This is a genomic window from Enterobacter sp. N5-15, assembly GCF_057221635.1.
In genome coordinates this window covers 477,230-501,161 of sequence record NZ_CM170150.1, presented here as the reverse complement: position 1 = coordinate 501,161, position 23,932 = coordinate 477,230, and the positions used below count along the sequence as shown (strand labels likewise).

Annotated in this window: 18 protein-coding genes; 5 read left to right on the top strand and 13 right to left on the bottom strand. The window is 57.0% G+C overall.

Annotation, left to right across the window (positions count from 1 at the left end; translation table 11 throughout):
• Nucleotide 1: 1 nt before the first annotated feature.
• The 5 genes from AC2TE5_RS02350 to AC2TE5_RS02330 form a co-directional block, all read right to left on the bottom strand.
• Nucleotides 2-1,018, bottom strand: a complete 1,017-nt coding sequence (locus AC2TE5_RS02350; protein WP_484612576.1) for an arylesterase — start codon at nucleotides 1,016-1,018, stop codon at nucleotides 2-4.
• Nucleotides 1,015-8,751 (bottom strand): aminotransferase class III-fold pyridoxal phosphate-dependent enzyme, encoded by a 7,737-nt coding sequence (locus AC2TE5_RS02345; RefSeq protein WP_484613305.1) that lies wholly within the window; start codon nucleotides 8,749-8,751, stop codon nucleotides 1,015-1,017. Before AC2TE5_RS02345 ends, AC2TE5_RS02350 begins: the two co-directional genes overlap by 4 nt.
• Before the next feature lie 43 nt (nucleotides 8,752-8,794).
• On the bottom strand, nucleotides 8,795-9,622 hold the full coding sequence (locus tag AC2TE5_RS02340; RefSeq protein WP_484612575.1) for a hypothetical protein: 828 nt from the start codon (nucleotides 9,620-9,622) through the stop codon (nucleotides 8,795-8,797).
• 25 nt (nucleotides 9,623-9,647) lie between these two features.
• Nucleotides 9,648-10,058, bottom strand: coding sequence for a membrane protein (locus AC2TE5_RS02335; RefSeq protein WP_024907308.1), 411 nt, complete (start codon nucleotides 10,056-10,058; stop codon nucleotides 9,648-9,650).
• Nucleotides 10,059-10,149: 91 nt separating this feature from the next.
• Nucleotides 10,150-11,604 (bottom strand): beta-ketoacyl synthase, encoded by a 1,455-nt coding sequence (locus tag AC2TE5_RS02330; RefSeq protein ID WP_484612574.1) that lies wholly within the window; start codon nucleotides 11,602-11,604, stop codon nucleotides 10,150-10,152.
• Between the two features lie 620 nt (nucleotides 11,605-12,224).
• Between AC2TE5_RS02330 and AC2TE5_RS02325 the strand changes: the two genes are divergently transcribed.
• From AC2TE5_RS02325 to AC2TE5_RS02315, 3 genes are all read left to right on the top strand, one after another.
• Nucleotides 12,225-13,268: a GlxA family transcriptional regulator gene (locus AC2TE5_RS02325; protein ID WP_484612573.1), complete on the top strand. Its 1,044-nt coding sequence runs from the start codon at nucleotides 12,225-12,227 to the stop codon at nucleotides 13,266-13,268.
• A 48-nt stretch (nucleotides 13,269-13,316) separates the two neighbouring features.
• Nucleotides 13,317-14,141, top strand: coding sequence for an AraC family transcriptional regulator (locus tag AC2TE5_RS02320; RefSeq protein ID WP_484612572.1), 825 nt, complete (start codon nucleotides 13,317-13,319; stop codon nucleotides 14,139-14,141).
• A 75-nt stretch (nucleotides 14,142-14,216) separates the two neighbouring features.
• The gene (locus AC2TE5_RS02315) at nucleotides 14,217-15,182 is read left to right on the top strand and encodes a DMT family transporter (protein ID WP_484612571.1); all 966 of its coding nucleotides are present in this window, start codon (nucleotides 14,217-14,219) and stop codon (nucleotides 15,180-15,182) included.
• A 79-nt stretch (nucleotides 15,183-15,261) separates the two neighbouring features.
• Here AC2TE5_RS02315 and AC2TE5_RS02310 read toward each other — a convergent pair whose 3' ends face one another.
• Nucleotides 15,262-16,911: a methyl-accepting chemotaxis protein gene (locus AC2TE5_RS02310; RefSeq protein WP_121424858.1), complete on the bottom strand. Its 1,650-nt coding sequence runs from the start codon at nucleotides 16,909-16,911 to the stop codon at nucleotides 15,262-15,264.
• Nucleotides 16,912-17,155: 244 nt separating this feature from the next.
• Here AC2TE5_RS02310 and ytfE point away from each other — a divergent pair, with 244 nt between their 5' ends.
• Complete coding sequence (gene ytfE / locus AC2TE5_RS02305) at nucleotides 17,156-17,818, top strand: iron-sulfur cluster repair protein YtfE (protein ID WP_159515381.1); 663 nt, start codon at nucleotides 17,156-17,158, stop codon at nucleotides 17,816-17,818.
• A 96-nt stretch (nucleotides 17,819-17,914) separates the two neighbouring features.
• Here the strand turns inward: ytfE and cycA are convergent, their stop codons facing one another.
• Together cycA and bamJ are read right to left on the bottom strand one after the other, a co-directional pair.
• The gene (gene cycA, locus AC2TE5_RS02300; RefSeq protein WP_213329033.1) at nucleotides 17,915-19,324 is read right to left on the bottom strand and encodes a D-serine/D-alanine/glycine transporter; all 1,410 of its coding nucleotides are present in this window, start codon (nucleotides 19,322-19,324) and stop codon (nucleotides 17,915-17,917) included.
• Nucleotides 19,325-19,635: 311 nt separating this feature from the next.
• Nucleotides 19,636-20,256 (bottom strand): BamJ family beta-barrel-assembly machinery protein, encoded by a 621-nt coding sequence (bamJ, locus tag AC2TE5_RS02295; protein WP_008502892.1) that lies wholly within the window; start codon nucleotides 20,254-20,256, stop codon nucleotides 19,636-19,638.
• A 233-nt stretch (nucleotides 20,257-20,489) separates the two neighbouring features.
• Here bamJ and AC2TE5_RS02290 point away from each other — a divergent pair, with 233 nt between their 5' ends.
• Entirely contained in the window at nucleotides 20,490-21,134 is a 645-nt protein-coding gene (locus tag AC2TE5_RS02290) for an OapA family protein (RefSeq protein ID WP_213329034.1), read from the top strand.
• 45 nt (nucleotides 21,135-21,179) lie between these two features.
• On the opposite strand, the gene AC2TE5_RS02285 is transcribed toward AC2TE5_RS02290, so the two are convergent.
• From AC2TE5_RS02285 to rpsF, 5 genes are all read right to left on the bottom strand, one after another.
• Nucleotides 21,180-22,109 carry a DMT family transporter gene (locus AC2TE5_RS02285; RefSeq protein ID WP_213329035.1) on the bottom strand — a complete coding sequence of 310 codons (930 nt, stop codon included), beginning with the start codon at nucleotides 22,107-22,109 and terminating at the stop codon, nucleotides 21,180-21,182.
• Between the two features lie 152 nt (nucleotides 22,110-22,261).
• Nucleotides 22,262-22,711 carry a 50S ribosomal protein L9 gene (gene rplI / locus AC2TE5_RS02280; RefSeq protein ID WP_023310148.1) on the bottom strand — a complete coding sequence of 150 codons (450 nt, stop codon included), beginning with the start codon at nucleotides 22,709-22,711 and terminating at the stop codon, nucleotides 22,262-22,264.
• A gap of 41 nt (nucleotides 22,712-22,752) precedes the next feature.
• On the bottom strand, nucleotides 22,753-22,980 hold the full coding sequence (rpsR, locus tag AC2TE5_RS02275; protein WP_000135199.1) for a 30S ribosomal protein S18: 228 nt from the start codon (nucleotides 22,978-22,980) through the stop codon (nucleotides 22,753-22,755).
• A gap of 4 nt (nucleotides 22,981-22,984) precedes the next feature.
• Nucleotides 22,985-23,299, bottom strand: coding sequence for a primosomal replication protein N (gene priB / locus AC2TE5_RS02270; protein ID WP_008502895.1), 315 nt, complete (start codon nucleotides 23,297-23,299; stop codon nucleotides 22,985-22,987).
• Nucleotides 23,300-23,305: 6 nt separating this feature from the next.
• Nucleotides 23,306-23,701: a 30S ribosomal protein S6 gene (gene rpsF / locus AC2TE5_RS02265; RefSeq protein ID WP_080328808.1), complete on the bottom strand. Its 396-nt coding sequence runs from the start codon at nucleotides 23,699-23,701 to the stop codon at nucleotides 23,306-23,308.
• Between the last annotated feature and the right edge of the window lie 231 nt (nucleotides 23,702-23,932).

Below are 23,932 nucleotides of genomic sequence, written 5' to 3'. Positions count from 1 at the left end.
TTTATTGCTCCCCGCACAGCAGCAGCCCGTCGTCAAAGACGCTGCCCATCATCACCTTTCCGCCCGCTGGCGCGGCGACGCTGACCGCCGCCAGCGCCTCGCCGTGGCTCTGATAGAGCATACTGGCCTGAGCGATCTCCCCCTGTGCGCCGGTTGTCAGCCGCCACACCATGGACGGTGAACGCGCCTGTGCATCTTTCTGATAGGCGGCCAGCTTCAGAAGCTGCGGGTGCGCCGCCACCAGCATTCCCTGCCCGTCCGGCAGGATATTGTCGACGCCATGCAGACCGCTGAAGCGCCCCAGCAGGACGGGCGCAGCCTCGCTCGGCTGCCACGCCCAGCTGCTCACCGCTCCGCGGGTGGTTTCCGCCACGTACAGACGCCCCCGCGCTCGGCTGTAGTAAATGCCGTTCGCAAAATGCAGGCCATCAATCAGGGTATGCAGCCCCGCCTCGTCTGCCAGCAGAACGCTGGACAGCGGCAGCCGCAGATAGTCCTCCACGCGTCCCGCGAAGCCCTTCCACCGATGGTCCCGCGTCAGCAGCCAGCGGGTTTTATCAATGACGCTGATATCATTGATGTTGTTTCCGACCGCGCGCGACAGGGCGGGCTGATACTCGAGACGCATCTGCGCGCGATTAAAGCGAAACACATCAATGCTGTCCTCCTGCGGGCGGTGGTTCACCACGTAGATCCACGTCTCGCCCTCGTGCTGCCAGACATCGATGCCGTGCGGGAAGAAGGCATCCGGATAGTCGCCAGCCAACCGCCGCGGCTTGTCGCTGCCGTTGAGGTAATACAGCGCCCCGGGCGCGCTGCCGTGTCGGTTGAGGCTACTGGCTATCGCCCCGCCGTCCGATAAGGGAGCGATATCCTCCGCGCCCTCAATGCCCGTTATTTTTTGGCACTGTTCCCCGCCGCTCTCCTGCACTCGATAAAACAGTCCGGCATCGATCAGCAGGTTAACGGCGAACGCCAGCACGGCGCCCGCGAGGACGATAATCGTCAGCTTTTTCATGATGCGACCAGCGCCTCTGACGACGAGAATAATGCTTCGGCGGCCTCTTCTCCCTGCTCGGCCAGCACGGTTATCGCCTTCAGGAAATGCTCCAGCAACGCGCGGGCACGTTCCTCGGTGAAATAGCGCATCTGGTAATCCAGCTCGACGGACAGCCCCTCTTTCGTCTCGAGAATGTTAACCATCAGCGGGAATTCGACGGCGCCGATCGGGAGCAGCGACAGGCTGGCCTCCCACTGCCGCATTTCTGCCAGCGGAGCATGCGGCTCGACGTTAAAGGTCGCCAGCAGCGGAAGCGGCGCATCCTGACCGTGGAAGCAGCGTGACGGCATTGCGGGCTCGCCGCGCTGCGCGAGGATACCGTCATGGATTGCCCTGGCGACCCCGGAGACCGACGCGCAGACAGCGCTGTCGATACACAGCGGCAACAGCCTGACGCACTGGCCGACAAGGGCGTCGCCCTGCCCGAAATCCCGCCCGGCATCCGGCACGCCGACCGGCACCGGAGCGTGGCCGAACGCCTTCTCCAGGGTCAGGGTAAAGAGCGCATTCAGCATCGCGAAGCGGGTCACCCGCAGCTCGGCGGAGGCTTTGCGCAGCTGCCCGGTCAGGCCCGGATACGACAGGCGCTGTACCAGCCGCTGCCCCTGATACGTCCGGGAGGGGGCCAGCACGGTAAGAGCGTCTGGCGTTGCCCGGCGCGCAGGAAGCGCCGCAAGACGCGCAGATAGCTCCGCCTCGCTGACGATGTTCTGCGCACGGATGACCTGCAGATAGCTTGCCGCAGCCGCCAGCTCAGGACGTTTACCCGACGCCAGGGCATCGTAAAGATGCAGCAGCTCGCGCAGCATCACCATAAACGACCAGCCATCCGCCACCGAATGATGTGCCGAGATGGCGAGCGTGGTTTTCCCCTCATGGCGGACCAGCAGCAGGCGAGCCAGCGGCGCGGCGGTAAGATCAAAAGGACGCGCGGCAAAATCAGCGAGACAGGCGGCAGGCGCAGCGTATTCCTCGCAGACGTCGACGGCGGGCGCCAGGGCTACCTGAAGTTCGCCTGCGTCAGTGAACTGCATCCGCAGCGCGTCATGGCGCTCGCACAGCAGCTGCCAGGCGGCGCGCATGATATCGCTGTCTACATTGCGCGGCGTTTCAATGACGCCGCCGATCGTCCCGGCCAACAGGCCGCTTTCATCCTGCGCGGCCAGCTGCAGAAAACGCTGCTGGCTGTCTGCAGCAGCATAACGCGTGTCGGGGCGCAATCCCGCCTCCCCAAAGAAGCCGTCCACGCGCATGGCGTTAACGCTCTCTTTCACTGCCGCAATAAACCGATCGATATCCTCGTCCGCGTGTGCAACAGAGACAAAACAGTTACGCCCTTCCCAGATGAAAATGCCGCGCAGCATCAGGTGGTGGAAGAGGATGTCGTAGTTGCCGTTGAATTTGAAACGGAACAGGCTGCCGGCAGAGACGATCTCAATCGGCGTACCGGTTGCAGAGAACCAGGTATTGAGCGACATCGTCAGACGCGCGGTTTTTTGGTTGATGTCGTCATAGAGCGCCGGATGGGCTTTGATGTACTCCAGCACGGCTTTGCTTGCCGCCATGGTCAGCGGATGCTTGGAGAACGTACCGGCAAAGAAGATCAGTTCAGCCTGCGGCCAGGAGTCATCGCCATACTGCCAGAATCCGCCGTCGATACTGTCCATAAAGCGGGCCGAGCCTGCAATCACGCCGATCGGCATACCGCCGCCGACAATCTTTCCGTAGGAGGCGATATCCGCCTGAACGCCGTAATACGCCTGCGCGCCGCCGGCCGCCAGACGGAAACCGGTGATCACCTCGTCAAACATCAGCGCAATGTTGTGGGCTGCGGTCAGTTCACGCAGGGTATGCAGATAGTCGCGCGGCTGATGATCGGGATAACGGCTCTGCACCGGCTCAACGATCACCACCGCCAGCTCGGCGGCATAGCGGGCGATAAGCGCCAGACTCTCTTCGCTACCGTAGTCGAGCACCAGCAGGTCGTCCACCAGCGATGGCGGCGTGCCTGCGGCAATCGGCGTGGCGCGCTCGGGGGTGTCGCCCCCCTGCTGTCGCCCAAGAATGCCGTCAAACACGCCATGATACGAGCCGCTAAACAGCGCGACTTTATTTTTCCCCGTCACGGCGCGCGCCAGGCGCACGGCGCTCATTACCGCTTCAGAGCCGGAGTTACAAAATGCCACGCGCTGCTGGCCGGTCAGCTCGCTGACAAGCGTTGCCACCTCGCCCGCCAGCGCGCTTTGCGGCCCAATCTGCATGCCCTGCGCTAGCTGGTCGGCTACCGCCTGCTGTACACAGTCCGGGGCATGCCCCAGCAGGTTAGCGCCAAACCCCATCGTAAAATCAATATACTCGTTGCCATCGACATCCCAGATGCGCGATCCCTGAGAGCGTTCTCCCACTAAGGGGTAAAGCATCTCTTTGGTGGATAAACGAAAGCCCGCAGAGGCCCGGTTATCCGCCAGCACGGCGCGGTATTGCTGGGCATTGCGTTTCGACCCGCCCGTTTTATCGACAAACCGCTGTGTGAGTTGCGCCAGATGCTGGTCTCGCTCGGCGCCCAGGGAGACCTTTTTCGTCTCTTTTTTAAACCAGCTGTTGTGTGCGCTGGCCTTCACGGGTGCGGCCGGGGTCGCAACAGGCGCAGGCGCGATAACGTCCGGCGTCGCGGGTGCGGCTGGCATCGGAAGAGTTTGCGCCGTGCCGTTGAGCAGCGTGAGCTGCTGGGACATAAGCTCCAGCTGGCGGGCAATCAGATCCTGAACCGTATCAGGCACCGGCCTGCTGGCGCCCTGCTGTGCCACGACAGGCGGTGCCGCCTGCCCAGCGGTTTCCGGGGGGCTGAGCGGAGCCGCAGCCGCCGCTGGCTGCGCGTGCTCCACCACATAACCGATCACCGCATCCAGCGTATTGAGCTCTTCAAACAGCGCCCGCACCGGGATGGCCACGCCGTAGCGGTCTTTAATGGTATTGATGGCATCCAGCAGCACCAGCGAGTCCGCTCCCATTTCCAGGAAGGGCAGAGAGTCGTCAAGCGCGGCGGGATCCGCCTCAAGAAAACCGGCAATAATCGCTTTTATTTCAGCGGCTAAATGGTGTTGATTTGACATAGCGTCCTCTTTTGCAGATGGGGTCTGCGCTGGCGTCTCACCCGCCAGCCAGTAACGTTTGCGGCAGAACTGGATTGCGGGCAGGGTTAGCGCCTCCCGCGTGGTCGCGTGGTATAGCCCGCTCCAGTTGATGTCGTGCCCTTGCTGCCACAGCGTACCCAGCAGCGTCAGCAGTGATTTGTACTCATGTCGCCGATCGCCTGCGGCCAGCACCCGGTGACGGCGGTCGGTTGCGGTCACAAATTTGCCCAGCGAACCGTCCGCGCTCAGATCGATAAAGGTGAACTCCCCCTGCGCAAGCACGTTTTGCACGCCCTGAAGGAAACTCACGGGCTGGCGAATTTGCCGGGTCCAGTAGTCGGCGCCGGTTCGGCCGCACGCCTCGCCGTTCAGGTTGCTGTAAAACGGGATCGTCCCGCGGGTGAAGGTGACGTTGTTGACCAGCCACTCGCGCCAGGCACCGAGGATCGGATCCATCATCGAGGAGTGAAATGCGCTGGCGGTTTTAATTTTTCTGGCGTGACCACCCTGAGAAGAAATGGCCTGAAGGCAGGCGTCAATCGCCGTCTGGCTGCCTGCTATGGTGGTCAGCGTCGGCGTATTGAATGCGGCAATATCAATGTCGCCCGCCCAGGGCGAAATCATCTGACGGACGTCGGCTTCGCCGCTGAAGACGACCGCCATCGCCCCTTCCTGCGTCAGGGCTGACATCAGCAGCGCGCGCTGATGAACCATTGCCAGCCCGTCGTCCAGCGAGAGATAACCGGCGATAACCGCCGCGCAGTACTCTCCCAGGCTGTGGCCCATCACGGCTGCCGGACGCGGGCCGAACTGCATCACGCTCTGAGCAAGCGCGTAGCTACAGGCAAATAAGGAGAGCTGACACGTTCTGGCGCAGCGCTGCCAGCTATCGTCTCGGGCAAACAACGCCTGCGTGATATCAATCTGATAGCGCTGCTGGATGGTCGTCGCCAGCGCGTCAAACTGGGTGCGATAGTGCGGCAGATGGTGATACAGCTCTGCACCCATGCCGATTTGCTGGGTGCCCTGCCCCGGGAAGAGCCAGACCTGGGGCTGGGCTTTACCCGCCTTGCAGGCCGTGAGCTGCGCAAGGCTTTCTGCCAGCTGGGTGCGATCCGCGCCATACGCTACGCCGCGATAGCGGGCCGCGTCGTAGCGGGTGTTCACCAGCCGACACCAGGTGGCGATATCGCTCTCCCGACATGCAGATAACCCTTTTTTGACCTCCTCCCGCTGAAGGGCAAACGCCCCTTCATCATGTGAACCGATCAGAAGCAGGCCGTGGGGCGCAGCGGGCTCCTGGCGTTTTTCCACCGCTGGCGCGCTGCGCAAAATCACGTGACCGTTAGTACCGCCGAAGCCAAAGCTGCTTACGCCCGCGTAGCGTGCTTCGCCATCGGCATGCCATGAGGCAGGCTGCGCGCCACTCACCTCAACATGACGGCTAATCGCCGCAATATGCGGGTTTTTATGCTGGAAGTTGAGGTGCGGCACGTATTGTCGGTAGTGCAACATCAGAGACGTTTTCACCACGCCCAGCACGCCCGCCGCCGCCTCCAGGTGGCCAACGTTGGTTTTAATCGACCCCATCTGGACAGGTGCGGTTTTTTTCCGGTCCGCAAATACCGCTTCCAGCGCCTGATATTCGATCAGATCGCCCAGCGCCGTTCCCGTCCCGTGCGCTTCGATATAGTCAATGCTGTCGCTGTCCACTCCGGCATCCGCCATTGCCTGCCGGATGACCGCCTGCTGCGATGGGCCATTTGGCGCGGTAATGCCGTTGCTGCGGCCGTCCTGGTTCACGGCGCTCGCCACCAGCGTGGCATAAACCCGATCGCCATCCGCCAGCGCCTGGGTCAGCGGCTTGAGCACCACGACGCAACACCCTTCGCCACGAACGTAGCCATCGGCGCGGGCGTCAAAGGTTTTACACCGGCCGTCAGGGGCCAGCATCTGGGCGTCGGTGAAGACTTTTTGCAAATGCGGCGTCAGCGCCAGATTAACGCCTCCGGCAATGGCCAGAGCGCAACGTCCGCTCCGCAGGCTCTGCATTGCCCCCTCTATCGCCACCAGCGAGGAAGAGCATGCCGTGTCGACGGCGACGCTTGGCCCTTTTAAATCATAAAGATAAGAAATTCGGTTGGCCGCGATGCTGTGCGCGTTGCCTAAGCCGCTGTAGGCCGAGACGTTATCGCCGCAGGCCAGCGCGTAGTCGCTGGCGCTGATCCCAACAAAGACCGCCGTATCGCTACCGCGCAGGGATGACGCCTTAAGACCAGCATCGGTTAGCGCCTGTTGAACGGTTTCTAGCAGCAGACGATGCTGCGGATCGATATAGACGGCTTCACGGGGAGAGATGCCGAAGTAGCCTGCGTCGAACGCATCGACCTCGTCAAAGAAACTGCCTTTACGGTTAAAGCCGTCAAGGGACGAGGTACGCCAGCGGTGCGCCGGGATCTCGCCGGTCGTGCTGTGGCCCTGCAGCAGCAGCGACCACAGCGCCTCCACGCCGCTATGCCCCGGCAGCTCCACGCCGATGCCGATCACCGCAATGGCGCTCTCTGCAACGGCGGAGCTGACCGGCCGGGCCGCAGCGGGTTGTCCCAGCGCGGCCGCCAGCTGATTGATGGTGGGATAGTCATAAATCAGCGCCGGAGAGAGCTCGCGGCCCAGCCGCTGTTCAAGCTCGCCAATAACGCCCACTGCCTGCAGAGAGCTCATGCCAAAGCGGGTAAACGCGTCATCCCACTGGGATTCGCCGATCGTCGTATTCATCGCGCTGCTGATTATCCCGGCAATCAGCGCCGCCAGCGCGGGTGGGGTTTCCCCCTCGGTTACGGCAGGTTTAGACGCGGCCTGGCGGCTGCGCCACGCCACGTCCAGGGTCCCCTGCTGATACATCACTTTTGCGCGGGTGCGCTGTAATTTCCCGCTGGTGGTGCGGGGGATTGCCCTTCGTTCGACAAGGAGCAGTTCATCCAGCGTAATGCCGTGACGCTCCGCTACCGCCGCGGCAATACGCGGGGTCAGCGCCGCCATATCGAGGTCATTTTTTTGACGCGCCATCAGCTCAAGCAGCGCAACCGGGCGTTCGGCTTCGCTGGCAAACACGCAAACCGTCGCTTCCGCCAGCGCGGGGTCAGCCTGACGGATCGTCTCTTCTATATCCGTCGGGTAGTGGTTCTGACCGTTGATAATCAGTAGCTCTTTGAGCCGTCCGGTGACGTACAAATGACCGGACTGGAGAAAACCCATATCGCCGCTGCGCAGCCACGGGTGCGGATGGCCAGCCAGAGACGCCTGGAAGGTTTCGCGCGTGGCGGCGTCATTGTCCCAGTAACCAGCGGCAACGCTCGGACCACGCAGCCATATTTCTCCGCTCTCACCGTCAGCAAGCGGCTGATGGTGGTCAGGATCGACGATACGCACCTCGGTATCAGCCAGAGACTGCCCGCAGCTCACCGCACCGGCCTCGTCGGAAACGCGGAGCCCCTGTCCTTTGTCCATTCCGGTGACGATGAGCGTGGTTTCCGCCATGCCGTAGCAGGGCAGGAACGCGCCGGGCCGAAACCCTGCGGGCGCAAAGTGTTCGCTAAACTGCTGGAGCGTGGCGGGCCGAATCGGCTCTGCGCCGCAAAAGGCCACATCCCAGCGCGAAAGATCCAATGCCTCAACCTGCTCTCGGCCTATCTTGCGCACGCACAGCTCGTAGGCGAAATTAGGGCCTCCGGAGGTCGTCGCCTGATAGTCGGAAATCTGTTTGAGCCAGTTAAGGGGGTTTTTCATTAGCATCATGGGCGACATCACCCGACAGGGGAAGGCGCCAAACACGGGCTGCAGCAGCCCGCCAATAAGCCCCATATCATGAAAGTGCGGCAGCCAGATCGTGCCCCGGCTTTCGCTGTGGTGGCCGAAAAAGCGGTGAATGGCATGCGAGTTAGCCCACAGGTTTCCATGGGTCACCATCACGCCTTTCGGAGAGCCCGTCGAGCCCGAGGTGTACTGTAAAAAAGCCAGATCGTTTTCTGCTACCGAAACCGGGTGAAATTCCCCGGAGAACGTGCGCTCAAGATGATGCAGACGATAGCCCGCAGGTAGCGCAGCTGTGTCTGGTTTGTCGAAGGTAAAAATAAGCGGGGATAACGGAAGCGATAGCTGGCCTAACGTTTCTGCTCCCTTTGCTGTCGTAACAATACATTCCGTTTGCGCATTACGTAATACTCCGGCGAAACGCTCCCACGCGCTTCCTGACGATTTTGCGGGCATCGGGACGGGAACCGCCACCCTGCCGGCATAAAGACAACCAAAAAAAGCGCCAATAAAATCTTCGCCATCCGGATAAAGCAATATTACCCGGTCGCCCCGCTGCCCGTATTGCATTAATGCTTGTGCAAGCGACGCGGCGCGCTGGTGTAACTGGTCATAGCTTTGGCTGTGAATATCTCTGGCGCTGCGGACGAATTCAAATGCCGTCTGAGTAGTCTGTTGAACAGCAAGTTCGGGCAAAAGCTGGTTGAAGGAATGATATCCCCTGTTAAACAACTGATGAGACGGCATCATAATTCGCTCTATATTTTCAAATGTAATGAGGGTGAAAAGGTTATTTTCCGGCGCGGCCAGCCAGCAGATCGTTACAGAAGTCGTTCCAGACCTTCAGCCAGAGATCGACGCGCTGCTCCATCTCGGCATAACGGTCTTCAGTCAGCGCCTGGCAGAACAGGATCCATGCATCTTCGGAGTGGCCATCTTCAATGGACTCTCCCGTTTCGCTTTCTACATGGATGCTGTGATAGCCCTTGGTGACGTCAATATCCGTCGCTTTATCAACACCTTTGGCCCACGGCGTGGCGAAGTCATGGAAGACGGTCTCGGCCACGGCCAGCAACCCCACCAGCTGGGTATAGTCGCCATAGGCATTCTCAAACGTTGCGCGGCAGGCCAGAGAGCTGGACATCGGCAGCCAGGATTTCACCTCGTGCTCTGTCATCCCCAGCTGCTGGATGGTCGTAAAGAACTGGACATAGTGCGCCAGCGCGGGCTGGCCGTTGTAATTGCCCTCGGCGTCTTCGCCAGGGTGGAAGCCCAGCTCATCCAGCAGGTTGATTTGCAGCAGAAAACGGGCCGCCATTTTCGCCTGCGCGCCCAGCGGAGCTTCCAGCTGTTTCGCCGCGCTTAACGCTTCAATAACGGCATCGGTAAAGACTTGCGCAAAAGCGTGATAAAACTCCAGATGGAATACGCGCATCTGTTGAAGATCGACTTCACCGCTGTTCATTTTTGATAATATAGGGCTGCGCATCAGCGGATGGGATTCAATCCGGTCAATAAGCCTGCTGGCAAATGCGCGGTTTTCTGTATAAACGTGCTTATCTACGGTCGCGACAATAGCGTCCCGACCCAGCTGGCGGGTATTCAGTAACGTTTTCATTTTTATATCTCAGGTAGGTGATAGTTTACAGGGCTGAAACCCTGCCAATTGCCATTACGACTAACGCATACATTCCACAGCTAAACGGTATAACCTGCACATATTTAAATGGCAGATAAAAACACGATGCAATCAGGAGAACCGGAATACCAACCGAAAGTATCATCATGCAAATAACGGCATAATATTTATAGGTATAAGACACGGCGAGGTCATCAATACACATGCCATAGAGCATGGATATTAACGGCAGCATAATAAAGGCAATATGTGCCAGCCTTAACATTCTGCGGTTTAAATCGGTATAGTTTTCATGTCCTTTGGGGGCGCGAAACGGTCCCTTAAAAGCATACATCCCCATTAATCCGCCCATCATTATGCCGACAACAATACCGCTCCAGCCAAAGGCAATCAGTATTGCACTGAGATTAGCCACTCTCTTTCTCCTGTTTAGTGGTGCACAAAGGTAAGGCGCCTGAGAAAATACAAGCACCTTTATTTATTAATAATAAAATCAGATATAACGATTAAAAGTCCGGGTATTCTTTATCCGTCGCGTACGTTATCGGTTTTTCAAATCCGGGAATGGTGATGCCATTCCTATCAATCTTAATATCTTCCTCATTTATCCCCTGCTGTCCGAACAGATAAATGACATTGAGTTCCCCCTGCGAAGCCGCCTCGTCGTACGCGTTAGCCTGACGTCGCACCTGGCGGTTACGCTGCTGATATTCCGCAAACACCGCGTCCCCATAGCGTTTGCGCAACCATTGATGGGTAAGCTTTGGCGAGTAAACCACCCCCGTGGCATTATTACCGCCAAAGCCTTTTGAATTTATAAAGGCGATTTGTCCCTGGCCTTCCTCTAATTTGCAGTCCTGAAGAGGAATGGTTAAGCGTGCGTTGTTCACCTGCGGCGCGATGTGCGACACGCTTTTAATTCCCGGCAAAATACCGTAGCGGAAGACGCCGAGGCAGCCGATCAGCTGGTCGCCGCTGGCGGGCCCCAGGGAGTGGCCGAGATACGATTTCACCGCCGTCACCGGCCAGTCGCGAATCGAAAAGGCTTGCGCAACGCGGTCAAAAATATCCGCCTCGGAGACGCAATTCTTCGGCGTGCTTGAACCGTGCGCCTGAATAAACGATCCCTTCTGCACCGTCTCCATCCCGGCCATCGATACCGCAGAGGCTACGGCTTTCGCCATGGTGATGTAGTTCCCCGGCCCCGGTGACGCGATAGAACGTTTAAAGCCGTCAGCGTTGATGAAGACATTCCCCACCGAACCGTGGATCTCTGCGCCAAGCTGCAGCGCCAGCTCGTCGTCCATTAACACGACATACTGGCTGGATTCCGAGATCACAAAACCGCAGCTGTTGCCAAACGGGCGGCTGCTGTTGCGCCAGTCGGCCGTTTCCTTTTCATCAATATGCTTAAGCTTACTCTCCGTTGCCAGGGCGCCCATGGCATCGAATCCTTCAATCACTTCTGAGGTGACCGGCGCTTCGGCGCTGCCAACGACGGCTACGCGAATGCGCCCCGCTTTGATATCTTCAACTGCCGCATTCAGGTTATACAGAAACGTGGCGCATGCCCCCAGCGTGGCGCTGGTGTGGCCGACGCTACCCAGCACATACGCATTGAGGAAATCGGCGCACATGCTGTTCAGCCCCAGCGGACACTGCTTGGCGCTGACGCGATGGCCTTTCAGGCGCGACTGCAGCATCCCGCCAAAGCCATAATCGTCGAGCTGCCCCATGATATTGCCCGAATAAACGCCGAGCTGATCCGGCGTGATATTTGCCTGCACCTCTCGCCACGGGATCCCCAGGGCGTTGATGGCGTCTGACGCCCCGACAATCGCCATTTGTAACGCCCGCGGATGGAACTGCGAGTTGTAATGGTCGCCCGGGCGGAATCCCTGCGGCAACAGCCCGGCAGCCTGCACCTCCGTGCGCAGCAACGCCTCAATTTTACAGTCCATCTCTCCCTGAACGGTGATACGAACACGCTGATCCGCTAATTCTTCAACGTGCCATCCCGCCGGTAAGGGGTGAGGTAATTGTCTGGCAGATATATTAAAACTGAACCCTTCTTCGCCTGAAACCATATTCAATTTTGCATGACTGGCGATAGCATCGACATCAAAATAGTCGCGCGTGATTTTTCTGATAAGGGTCCCCTCAAGCGCCTCGTCTTTTATCCTCGCGGCGGCCTGAGCAGGTGTAAATCTTTTACCGGAAATGTCGCAATACCCGCCCTCATCATATTTCAGTACGCCCATCAGGATGGCTAACGATAATAACGTCTCCTGCCTTTCCTCTTCCGATAATGACTCAATTATCATTCGACGAAATGCATGATGTGAAGAACTACGACCAGCTGGACCATAGCCGCCAAAAGCCGTTATTACGGGTAATTTCACCATAATTCATCCTGTAGTGGTCGTGGATTTATTTTGTTAAGTAAGTGCGATAATTTCAGATATTAGTTTACAAATTACCAACAAAAGCTAATATGAAAATCCAGCCAAAATGCTGACTTTTTTGGCCAGGACAACGATGAGCTACCAAAAATAATAGTCAAAACAGGTATTAATCAAAAATGACAAATACACAAATAGGATTTGTGTTATGCGAACGCATGCTAAGTTCCGGTCTCAGTCTTCCGATTGAAATGTGGAAAGCCGCAGCCAGTAGCTATTTAGCTGAGCAAAAAACAACATCCCACGCAGACACGCACAAACCGGAGAAGTCACCCTTCAGGCTCTGTCGCCCGGAGAATATTCTGAAGGTGAATACCATTGGCATAAACAGCGAGCCCATCCTGACGCACAGTGGCTTTAGCATTACCGCCGATACCACCCTTGCCGCAGACAGACACTATGACGTTATCTATCTTCCTGCCCTGTGGCGCAATCCTCGCGGAGTGGTCAGACAACAGCCTGAACTCCTGGAATGGCTGACCGAACAGGCCGCGCGAGGAACCCGCATCGCCGCCGTCGGAACGGGCTGCTGCTTTCTCGCGGAGTCGGGACTGCTCGACGGGAAACCCGCCACCACCCACTGGCACTACTTCAAACAATTCTCGCGCGACTACCCCACCGTAAAATTACAAACAAAACATTTCCTCACTCAGGCCGATAATATTTTCTGCGCCGCAAGCGTTAAGGCCCTGTCAGACCTGACGATCCATTTTATAGAAACGATATACGGGAAACGGGTAGCCACACATACCCAACGGACATTTTTCCATGAAATTCGCAGCCAGTTTGAGCGTCAATGCTACAGTGAAGAAAACAAACCCCATCCGGATGAAGATATTGTTCAAATTCAAATCTGGATAAAAGCCAACTGCGCTTCGGATATATCCATGCAAAGTCTTGCAGATATGGCCGGCATGAGTTTGCGCAACTTTAATCGCCGCTTTAAAAACGCCACCGACATGTCTCCTCTGCAGTATTTATTAACCGCCAGAATTGAATCCGCCATGACAATGCTGCAATCCACCAATCTGTGCATTCAGGAGATCGCGAATGCGGTTGGATATCAGGATATTGCGCACTTTAATCGCCAGTTTAAGCATAAAACAACGGTTTCACCGGGGGATTACCGTAAGACCGTCCGGGCAAAGATGTTTAGTGCATAAACGCCGGTCATCTCTGATAATGAAAAGATGACCACGAGGAGGCTCACCGTGCAAGGCGTACCGGAACAGTTTACTGATGAAAGAGACAGCGCGCGCTTTCGCCATCTGGCGCAGCTGCCGGGCCTGGAGCTTTATCACGCGCATATTTCTGACTACGCCTTTGAGCCTCACACCCATGAAGCCTTCGGGATCGGCACGATTGAAACCGGTGCCGAACGCTTTCGCTATCGCGGTACCCAGCATCTCGCGGCGGAAAAATCCGTCGTCACCATGAACCCGGACGAGATCCATACCGGTGAATCCGCCACCGAAGACGGCTGGCGCTACCGGATGGTCTATATCGAACCCGACCTGCTGGAAGAGGTGACCGGCCTCCGGCACTGGTGGTTTAGCGATGTCACGCGTCATGACCCGCAGCGCTCGCAGCAAATCGGCAGGCTCATTTACAGCCTGTGGCACACGGACGATCCGCTTGCGCAAAAAGGATTGCTGCTGGATTTGATTGAGACCTTCCGGCCGTTTGCCCATCACGCGCCGGTGGTTCTGGAAGGCGCGCACCGCTTCGAACGCGTGCGCGAGTATCTGCACGACAACTATATGCGCGCCCTGACGCTGGACGAGCTGGCCAGCGTCGTTTCGCTCAGCCCGTATCACTTCCAGCGCCAGTTCAAAGCCCATTTTCACGTTACGCCGCACCAGATGCTGATGGCCATTCGCCTCTGGCGCGCTAAAGCGTTCCTCACCCACGGCATGCCTGCGGCAGAGGTCGCCGCCGCAACCGGGCTGACCGACCAGTCGCATTTAACCCGCGCGTTTACCCACCGCTACGGCATTACCCCCGTGCGCTACCAGAAGCAGGTCACCCGGCGCTAATGCGCAATCTCATACAATACGCGCGCATTTTCCCCTCCTACACTGCATACAGCGTAAATATCTGTGGATGGAAAAATGATTAGTGGTGTGTTGTATGCCCTGCTGGCCGGGATGATGTGGGGGCTGATTTTTGTCGGCCCATTAATTGTGCCCGAGTATCCGGCAATACTGCAGTCGACCGGGCGTTATCTGGCGCTGGGGCTGATTGCCCTGCCTCTGGCGTGGCTGGGACGCGCGCGCCTGCGTCAGCTCAGCCGTCAGGACTGGGGTACCGCGCTGGCGCTGACCATGATGGGCAATCTTATCTACTACGTTTGCCTCGCGAGCGCCATTCAGCGTACCGGTGCGCCGGTATCTACCATGATTATCGGCACGCTGCCGGTCGTTATCCCCGTCTTTGCGAACCTGCTCTACAGCCACCGCGATGGCAAACTGGCGTGGTCAAAAATGACCCCGGCGCTGGTATGCACCGCCGTGGGGCTGGTATGCGTCAATATTGCCGAGCTGCGTCATGGGCAGGCGGAAGTTGACCTGTGGCGTTACGGCTCTGGCATTATGCTGGCGTTCATTTCCGTGGCGTGCTGGGCATGGTATGCCCTGCGCAACGCGCGCTGGCTGCGGGAGAACCCGGACAAGCACCCGATGATGTGGGCGACGGCGCAGGCGTTGGTCACGCTGCCCGTCTCGCTGGTGGGGTATGTCGGGGCGTGCATCTGGTTAGGCCATCAACAGCCGGACTTCGCCCAACCCTTCGGGCCAAGACCGTGGGTGTTTATCGGCCTGATGGTGGCGATTGCGGTGCTGTGCTCCTGGGTGGGCGCGCTGTGCTGGAACATTGCCAGCCAGAAGCTGCCGACGGTGATTTTAGGTCCGCTGATTGTCTTCGAAACCCTGGCCGGGCTGCTTTATACCTTCCTGATGCGCCAGAGCGTGCCGCCGTTATTCACGGCCTGCGGGATCGCACTGCTGGTGGTGGGGGTGGTAATGGCGGTAAGAGCGAAGCCGGAAAAACCGCGGGTCGTTCCGGCGTCGGAGGTGTGAGCATTGCCCAGCGGCGCTGCGCTTGCAGGGCCTACAAAACCGTAGGCCCGGTAAGGCGTAGCCGCCACCGGGCAAGCCCTTAAAACGTTTCCCAGTTCCCTTCAGACGCCGCCGCTGCGGGCTGCGCTTTTGGCACATAGGTTTTCACCGGCGCCGCTTTGACCGCCTGGTTGCGGGTGATTTTGAACACCGCCACCGCTTCGTTCAGGCGTGCAGCCTGATCTTCCAGCGCCGCCGCCGCGGCCGCAGACTCCTCTACCAGCGAGGCGTTCTGCTGGGTCACGCGGTCCATCTCGGCTACCGCCTGACCCACCTGGTCGATACCGCGGCTCTGCTCGTCAGAGGCCGAGGCAATTTCGCCCATGATGTCGGTGACGCGGGTGACCGCATTGACGATCTCCGCCATCGTCTCCCCGGCTTCGTTAACCAACTGGGAGCCCGCGTTTACGCGCTCGCCGGAATCATCGATCAGCGCTTTGATCTCTTTCGCCGCCTGGGCGCTGCGCTGTGCGAGAGTGCGGACTTCCCCTGCCACCACCGCAAAACCACGGCCCTGCTCGCCCGCGCGCGCCGCTTCCACCGCCGCGTTCAGCGCCAGAATGTTAGTCTGGAAGGCAATACCGTCGATCACGTTAGTAATTTGCGCGATTTTACTGGAGCTGGTGGCGATTTCGTCCATTGTACGCACCACGCCTTCCACCACGTTACCGCCCTTCTTCGCCGTTGAGGAGGCGTCCAGCGCCAGGCGGGACGCCTGACGCGCATTATCGGCGTTCTGCTTCACGGTAGCCGTCAGCTGTTCCATGCTGGCTGCCGTTTCTTCCAGAGACGCGGCCTGCTGCTCGGTACGGGAAGAGAGATCGTTACTGCCCGCAGAGATTTCGCCTGCACCGGTGTAAATGGTATCTGCGCCTTCACGCACCACGCCCACCGTGTTCGCCAGCGAGGTTTGCATCTCCTGAACGTTGCGCGCCAGGATAGCCATCTCATTTTTACCGTCAGCCTGAATGGGCTGGGTTAAATCCCCTGCCGCAATGGCGCGAATATGGTTAATCACCTCTTCCAGGGGCAACAGCAGCACGCGGCGCATGGCTACCCAGCTGGAAATAATCACCACAATCACCAGCAGCATGACCGCAGAGAGGATCCACAGGATGTGTTTGTAATCACTTTCATTATCCTGAATGCCTTTATCGGTGAGCGCAGCCTGCGCTTCACGCCACTCACGATAAACCGTCTGCATCGCGTTTTGCTTTTGTTCTGCATTCTGCTTGAACATATCTTCCAGATTGCCCTGGCTCAGCAGAACGTTCATTTGGGTCAGCGTTGCAGAGTAAATGCGGTACTGCTCTTCGAGTCGGTTAGCCAGGTTCTCGTCCAGGCCTGGCGTATTCGGCAAGGCATAGTATTTATCGTAATGGACTTGGGCTTCAGTCAGCAGATTTTTCGCCGTCGTCACCAGCTCATTCAGCTGACCGCCGTTAATTTGCGAGGCCATGCTGCTTTGCAGGCGCAACATCCCGCGGTTCAGGGTGACGCGTGCCTGGTTCAGACTGATCCACGCATCGGTAAACTCCGCCACGTTCTGGCTGGAGAGCTGCGACACGGTGAAGTTGTCTTTATCGTTGTTCAGCGCGTTGATAAAGATACCGGCGGAAATCACTTGCATGATGCCGAGCACAAGCAGCACCGAAATCAGAAGGGTAATGACTTTTATACGTTTAAACATGCGTTGCCTTTGTTATATGCAGGTTTGTCTGACGTGGATATATCGGCAGGCGCGACGGGTTGTTTACTGTTTCTACACCTTTAAAAAGTTTCTAAACCACTTTCCTAAGTCCATTCAGAGAGTTAAACGGGGTATTTTTTTGTGATCTGCATCTCATTTTTTCCCTTCCCTCTAAAGGGTTATAGCGCCGCCTTAAAGATGCATTTAATATACATCTTATATTATTAATGACGAGGTAACTGCTATGGCCTTTCGCGACCAACCCCTTGGCGAGCTGGCGCTCTCCATTCCTCGCGCTTCTGCGCTGTTCCGTAAATACGATATGGATTACTGCTGCGGCGGTAAGCAAACCCTGGCGCGTGCGGCCTCACGCAAAGAGCTGGACGTTGAGGTGATTGAAGCAGAGCTGGCGCTGCTGGCCGAGCAGCCCGTCGACAAAGACTGGCGAACCGCCCCGCTCGCTGAAATCATCGACCATATCATCGTGCGATACCATGACCGTCACCGTGAACAGCTGCCGGAGCTGATCCTGCAGGCAACCAAAGTTGAGCGCGTACATGCCGACAAACCATCCGTACCGCGCGGTCTGGCGAAGTACCTGACCCTGCTGCACGAAGAGCTTTCCAGCCATATGATGAAAGAAGAGCAGATCCTCTTCCCGATGATTAAACAGGGAATGGGAAGCCAGGCGATGGGGCCTATCAGCGTGATGGAAAGCGAGCACGATGACGCGGGTGAACTGCTGGAAGTGATCAAACACACCACCCACAACGTCACGCCGCCGCCAGAAGCGTGCACAACGTGGAAAGCGATGTACAACGGCATTAACGAAACGATCGACGACCTGATGGAACACATCAGTCTTGAGAACAACGTTTTGTTCCCGCGGGCATTAGCTGGGGAATAAAAAAGGCCGCTGCGGCCTGATGCCCTCACCCCGGCCCTCTCCCACGGGGAGAGGGTGCAAAAACTAAAAACGGCAACCGAAGTTGCCGTTTTGCTTTTACCTTACGCCTGCCATACGTTTCTTACCGATAAACACCCAGCCCAGCCCCAGCGCGATAAACCACAGCGGCGTGACGAGGAGTGCCTGACGGGTATCATCTTCCAGCGTCAGCAGAACCAGCACGAAGACGAAGAACGCCATGCACACCCAGCACATCAGCTTGCCCAGCGGCATCTTATAGATCGATTTTTCATGCAGGTGTGGACGCTGCTTGCGGTACACCAGGTATGAACAGAGGATGATGGTCCAGACGAACATAAACAGGATCGCAGAGACCGTGGTAATCATGGTGAACGCGCCAATCACGCTTGGGTTCACGTAGAGCATCACCACGCCGCCCAGCAGGCACATACAGGAGAAGGTCAACCCTTTTGCCGGTACCGCACGCTTAGACAGCTTGGCGAACGCGCTTGGCGCCACGCCCTCCTGTGCCAGACCAAACAGCATACGGCTGGTGGAGAATACGCCGCTGTTGGCAGACGAGGCAGCAGAGGTCAGCACCACGAAGTTAATCAGGCTCGCGGCAGCAGGCAGGCCTACCAGCACGAACAACTCAACGAACGGGCTCTTGGTTGGCACCACGGAGCTCCACGGCGTCACGGACATAATGATGACCAGCGCGAAGACGTAGAACATGATGATACGAACCGGAATAGAGTTAATGGCGCGCGGGAGAGACTTCTCGGGATCTTTGGTCTCCGCCGCCGTGGTGCCCACCAGCTCAATCCCCACGAAAGCAAATACCGCGATCTGGAAGCCGGCAAAGAAGCCGCTGATGCCTTTCGGGAACCAGCCGCCGTCATTCCACAGATGGGTAAACGACGCCTGAACGCCCGTTGGCGACTGGAAGTGGGTGAGAACCATCACCAGACCCACAACGATGAGCCCGACAATCGCCACAATCTTGATCATCGCGAACCAGAACTCCATCTCACCGAACATTTTAACGGTGGCGAGGTTAAGGCTCAGCAGCAGGACAATGACCGCCAGCGAGGCGACCCAGTCCGACAGCCCGGGGAACCAGAACTGCGCGTAGGCGGTAATCGCCACGACGTCCGCCATACCGGTGACGACCCAGCAGAACCAGTAGGTCCAGCCGGTGAAATAGCCCGCCCACGGCCCGAGCAGGTCAGAAGCGAAGTCGCTAAAGGATTTGTATTCGAGGTTCGAGAGCAGCAATTCACCCATTGCACGCATCACGAAGAACAGCATAAAACCGATAATCATATAGACAAATATGATTGACGGTCCGGCGAGACTGATGGTTTTGCCCGATCCCATAAACAGCCCGGTACCGATGGCACCCCCAATCGCAATGAGCTGAATATGACGGTTTGTGAGATTGCGCCGTAGCGACTGTTCAGACGACGCCTCTTCGTCGGCGACGACTTTGACCTGATCTACCATGTGATATTTTCCTGTTTATGCCTGTCTGTGTTGTTAAGGCTCTTCTGGCCTTTAAATACGTCAAAAGATGACGTTCCCTTGTAAGGGCTAATCGATATTAGGTAAGAATCGGCGGGATGAATACTATGATTTAGATATTATGTTAATAATATGTTGAAAGTGAGTGTCATATCACTCATACAGCGCGAAACAGCTCACAAAAATACACGCAACAGTTTCGTTTGCAAGATAAAATGTTGATAGCACCGTAACTATAGGTTTTTACACTATTTTCCTCTCCCCAACCGGGGAGAGGAAATAAGAAAATTCGATTACAGAATTTCCAGCAGCTCGACTTCAAAGACCAGGGTGCTGAATGGCGGGATGGACGCGCCAGCGCCGCGCTCGCCGTAGGCCAGGTTATGCGGGATAGTCAGTTCCCATTTGGAACCGACCGGCATCAGGGTCAGGGCTTCGATCCAGCCTGCGATAACGCCATTCACCGGGAATTCAGCCGGTTCGCCGCGCGCCACGGAGCTGTCGAAGACGGTACCGTCAATCAGCTTACCGGTGTAGTGTACGCGAACGTGGTCGGTACGTGCCGGGATTGCGCCGTCGCCCTGATTGATCACGCGGAACTGCAGACCTGACTCGGTGCTGTTCACGCCTTCACGCTCGCGGTTCTCTTCCAGATATTTCACACCTTCGGCGGCCATCTCTTCGAAGCGCGCGCGACGCACAGCGTCAGCACGTTCGTGGATTTCACGCAGCGCACGGTGCACGACGTCAACCGGAACGGCAGGCTGTTTGCCTTCCAGCGCGTCAGCGATACCCGCCACCAGCGCTTCTGGTAACAGACCTTCCAGGCCGGATTCGCTCAGCTGCTGTCCTACCTGCAAGCCGATACCGTAACTTGCCTGCGCTTCGATAGTGTCAAAAGTCGGGGTGGTCATGGGTTTTCCTTCCATCACATTTAAAGTAGCGGGCAGCATATCAGCCATGCCCTTATGGGTAAAACTTTGTCTGAAGTTAAGGTGACAAACCGCGACGAAACAGAAACAATAGAGATAACCAGGATTAATCCCGAACTGATGTCACGGATGTCGGGTTTACTACGCCGTTCAGGCAGTTAGCAAACTATACTTCGGGACACAGGATAAAAAATACGCGGAGCAGGAGGAGTGCCATGCCCGGGCGATTTGAACTGAAACCTACCCTGGCGAAAATCTGGCAGGCGCCGGACAATTTTCGCATCATGGACCCGCTGCCTCCTCTGCATCGCAGAGGGATCATCATTGGCGCGCTGATGGTGATCGTGGGCTTCCTGCTTCCTTCCGGGGGCGATGATGTTGATACCGCACCCGTCACCCGCAATGCCCAACTGGACATTCAGTCGCAGACGCGGCCGCAGCCTGACGCACAGCCGATGCAGACGCAGCTCGTCACCCCGTCTAACGATCCGGGTCAGGTCGCGCCGGTTGAGCCAGAGCCTATTCAGGATGAACAGCCGCAGGATCAAGCCGCCGCCCCGTCTCAGCCTCAGGCGCAACAGCCCACCGGCATTGAGCAACAGTGGCGTTCCTATCGCGTAGAGCCGGGCAAAACTCTGGCGCAGCTGTTCCGCGACCACAACCTGCCGCCGACCGACGTCTATGCCATGGCGAAGGTGGAAGGCGCAGGCAAGCCGCTGAGCAACCTGCAAAATGGTCAGATGGTGCAGATCCGCCAGAACGCCAGCGGCGTGGTGACCGGCCTAACGATCGATACCGGAAATGGTCAGCAGGTGCTGTTTACCCGTCAGACCGACGGCAGTTTTATTCGCGCACGCTAGTTCTGTAGGCCGGGTAAGGCGTAGCCGCCACCCGGCACACTGTTCTCAGGCACTCCGCTTGTTTACCCACCAAATCCCCGAGCAGACCAGCACCAGCGCAATCGCATATTTGATATCCAGAATATTTTCCCCGAGGAAAATGGCGGATAATACTGTGCCTGCCACCGGCACAACGAAGTTAAACGGCGCAATCATACTGACTCGGTTGACTTTCAGCAGCATGCTCCACAGCGCAAAGGCTACGGATGAGAGCAGCGTCAGATATCCCAGCACGGCGATGGCCTTCATACCGTGCACTTCCAGCGTTCCGCCAGTCGCATATCCGCCCCCCACCAACACCAGCCCGCCGATAGCCAGCTGCCAACCGGTCATCACCGTGGGGTCGACGGTCTGGGAGATGCGTTTTCCGTACAGCGTGGCAGCGGAGAGAATAAAAGCAGCCAGCACCACAAACCCGTCACCATTCCAGACAAACTGGAAATCGCTTAACCCGCTGTGGAAGTTCACCAGCATTACCCCTGCAAACCCGAGAATACAGCCCAGCGTTTTGTTATAGCTGAGTTTGTCGTTGTGGTAGATAAAGTGCGCCAACAGAACGCTGAAGAAGGTTCCAGTGGCGTTCATGATTGAACCATTCACCCCCGTCGTGTAGGCCAGGCCTATATAGAAGAAAGTGTACTGAATGGTCGTCTGGGTCAGCCCGAGGATGGTGAGCTGGCCAAACTGCCTGGGCGTAAGCCTGCCAATCGGTTTTCGCTGAGCCAATGCAAACAGCAGCAGCAACACACCGGCAAACAGGAAACGGTATCCGGCAAACACCACTTTCGATGGAATATCATCGGTTGCGATCTGGAAAAGTTCATAACCACTTTTAATGGCCGGGTAGGAGCTACCCCAGAGTAGACAGCAGAGCGTGGCGCAGGCATAGGCCACATTTCGACGAGCAAAGACAGGCGTGGGCAGAGCGGTATCCATGACAAATCTCATAAATAAAATTGCGTTTCAATTTATTGTCAGAGAATGCGACAGGAATAGCTACCATACAAGAAGAAATGATGAATTCTGGTCTCCCAGAAAAGCAAAACGCCGGCACAAGGCCGGCGTTTCAACGTGAGCAGAGTAAAAAATTACTCAGCTACAACGTTAACAACCAGTTTAGCGAACACTTCGCTGTGAACCTGGAAGTCAACTTCGTGCTCACCAGTGGTACGCAGAACGCCGTTCGGCAGACGAACTTCGCTCTTAGCCACTTTAACGCCTGCTGCAGAAACTGCATCAGCGATATCGCGGGTACCGATGGAACCGAACAGTTTACCTTCGTCGCCAGATTTAGACGCGATGGTAACGGTGCCCAGTGCGTTGATTGCTTCAGCGCGAGCATTAGCAGCCGCCAGAACGTCAGCCAGTTTGGCTTCCAGTTCAGCGCGACGTGCTTCGAAAAACTCTACGTTTTTCTTGGTAGCTGGAACAGCTTTACCCTGTGGAACCAGGAAGTTACGTGCGTAACCCGCTTTAACGTTAACCTGATCACCCAGGCTGCCCAGGTTTGCTACTTTATCAAGCAGAATAACTTGCATTACCTTATCCTCTTAAAGTCGTATTAATGGACCGTGCCCGATTACTGATGACGATCAGTGTACGGCAGCAGGGACAGGTAGCGAGCGCGTTTGATAGCGCGAGCCAGCTGACGCTGGTATTTTGCACGAGTACCGGTGATACGGCTTGGGACAATCTTACCGCTTTCGGTGATGTAGTTTTTCAGCGTTGCGATATCTTTATAGTCGATCTCTTGAACGCCTTCCGCGGTGAAACGGCAGAACTTGCGACGACGGAAATAACGTGCCATATGGCTAGTCTCCAGAATCTATCAAATCAATCTGCTCGGCATGCAGAACCATTTTGCTCAGGCCGTTCTTTGCCTTGTGGCAAGAGATGAACCCCTGAACGATTACTGCGCTACCGACCGTTAAACTGTGAGTAATGGCCTGGTTTTCGTGTCCGCTAATAATTACGGGCATTTGGCACCACGCCTGCCGGTGAAACCCGGCTTCCTCTTGCACAGAACGATGCTCAAGCACGAACTGGCAATGCGGAATTCCTGATGGACTGACCTTTCGAAGGGGAGCCCTGCATACGATGCCGGACAACGCCAGACGGTTGGTCATCAGAAATTACTCTTCAGAATCCCCAGCATCAGAATCATCTGCGGTTTCGTTTGCGAAATCATCGCGACGCTCACGGCGCTCGTCTTTCGCTTTAACCATCGGAGATGCTTCGGTAACTGCGTTTTTGGTACGCATAACCATGCTGCGGATAACGGCATCGTTGAAGCGGAAGGTAGTTTCCAGCTCATCGATCACTTCCTGCGGCGCTTCAACGTTCATCAGAACGTAGTGTGCTTTGTGCAGTTTGTTGATCGGGTAAGCCAGCTGACGGCGGCCCCAGTCTTCCAGACGGTGGATCGTACCTTCTGCACCAGTGATGGCAGCAGTGTAACGCTCGATCATACCCGGAACCTGTTCGCTCTGGTCAGGATGGACCATAAAAACGATTTCGTAATGACGCATCGAATTGCTCCTTACGGATTATTCAGCCTCCTGTCTGGGTCAGCCGAGGCCCGGGGAGGCAAGGAACGTGTTAAAGGTCGGCTGAAAAATTGACGCGTCATAATACTTGCGCGCCCCTGGAAACTCAAGCTGATTGCACAAATAATTCGCACAAAGCGCGAAGCGGGTCTAAGTGAGTGATTTAAAATTGGTCACACCCGGAAGCGCTGTTTTTTTGAACAACTGCATCAG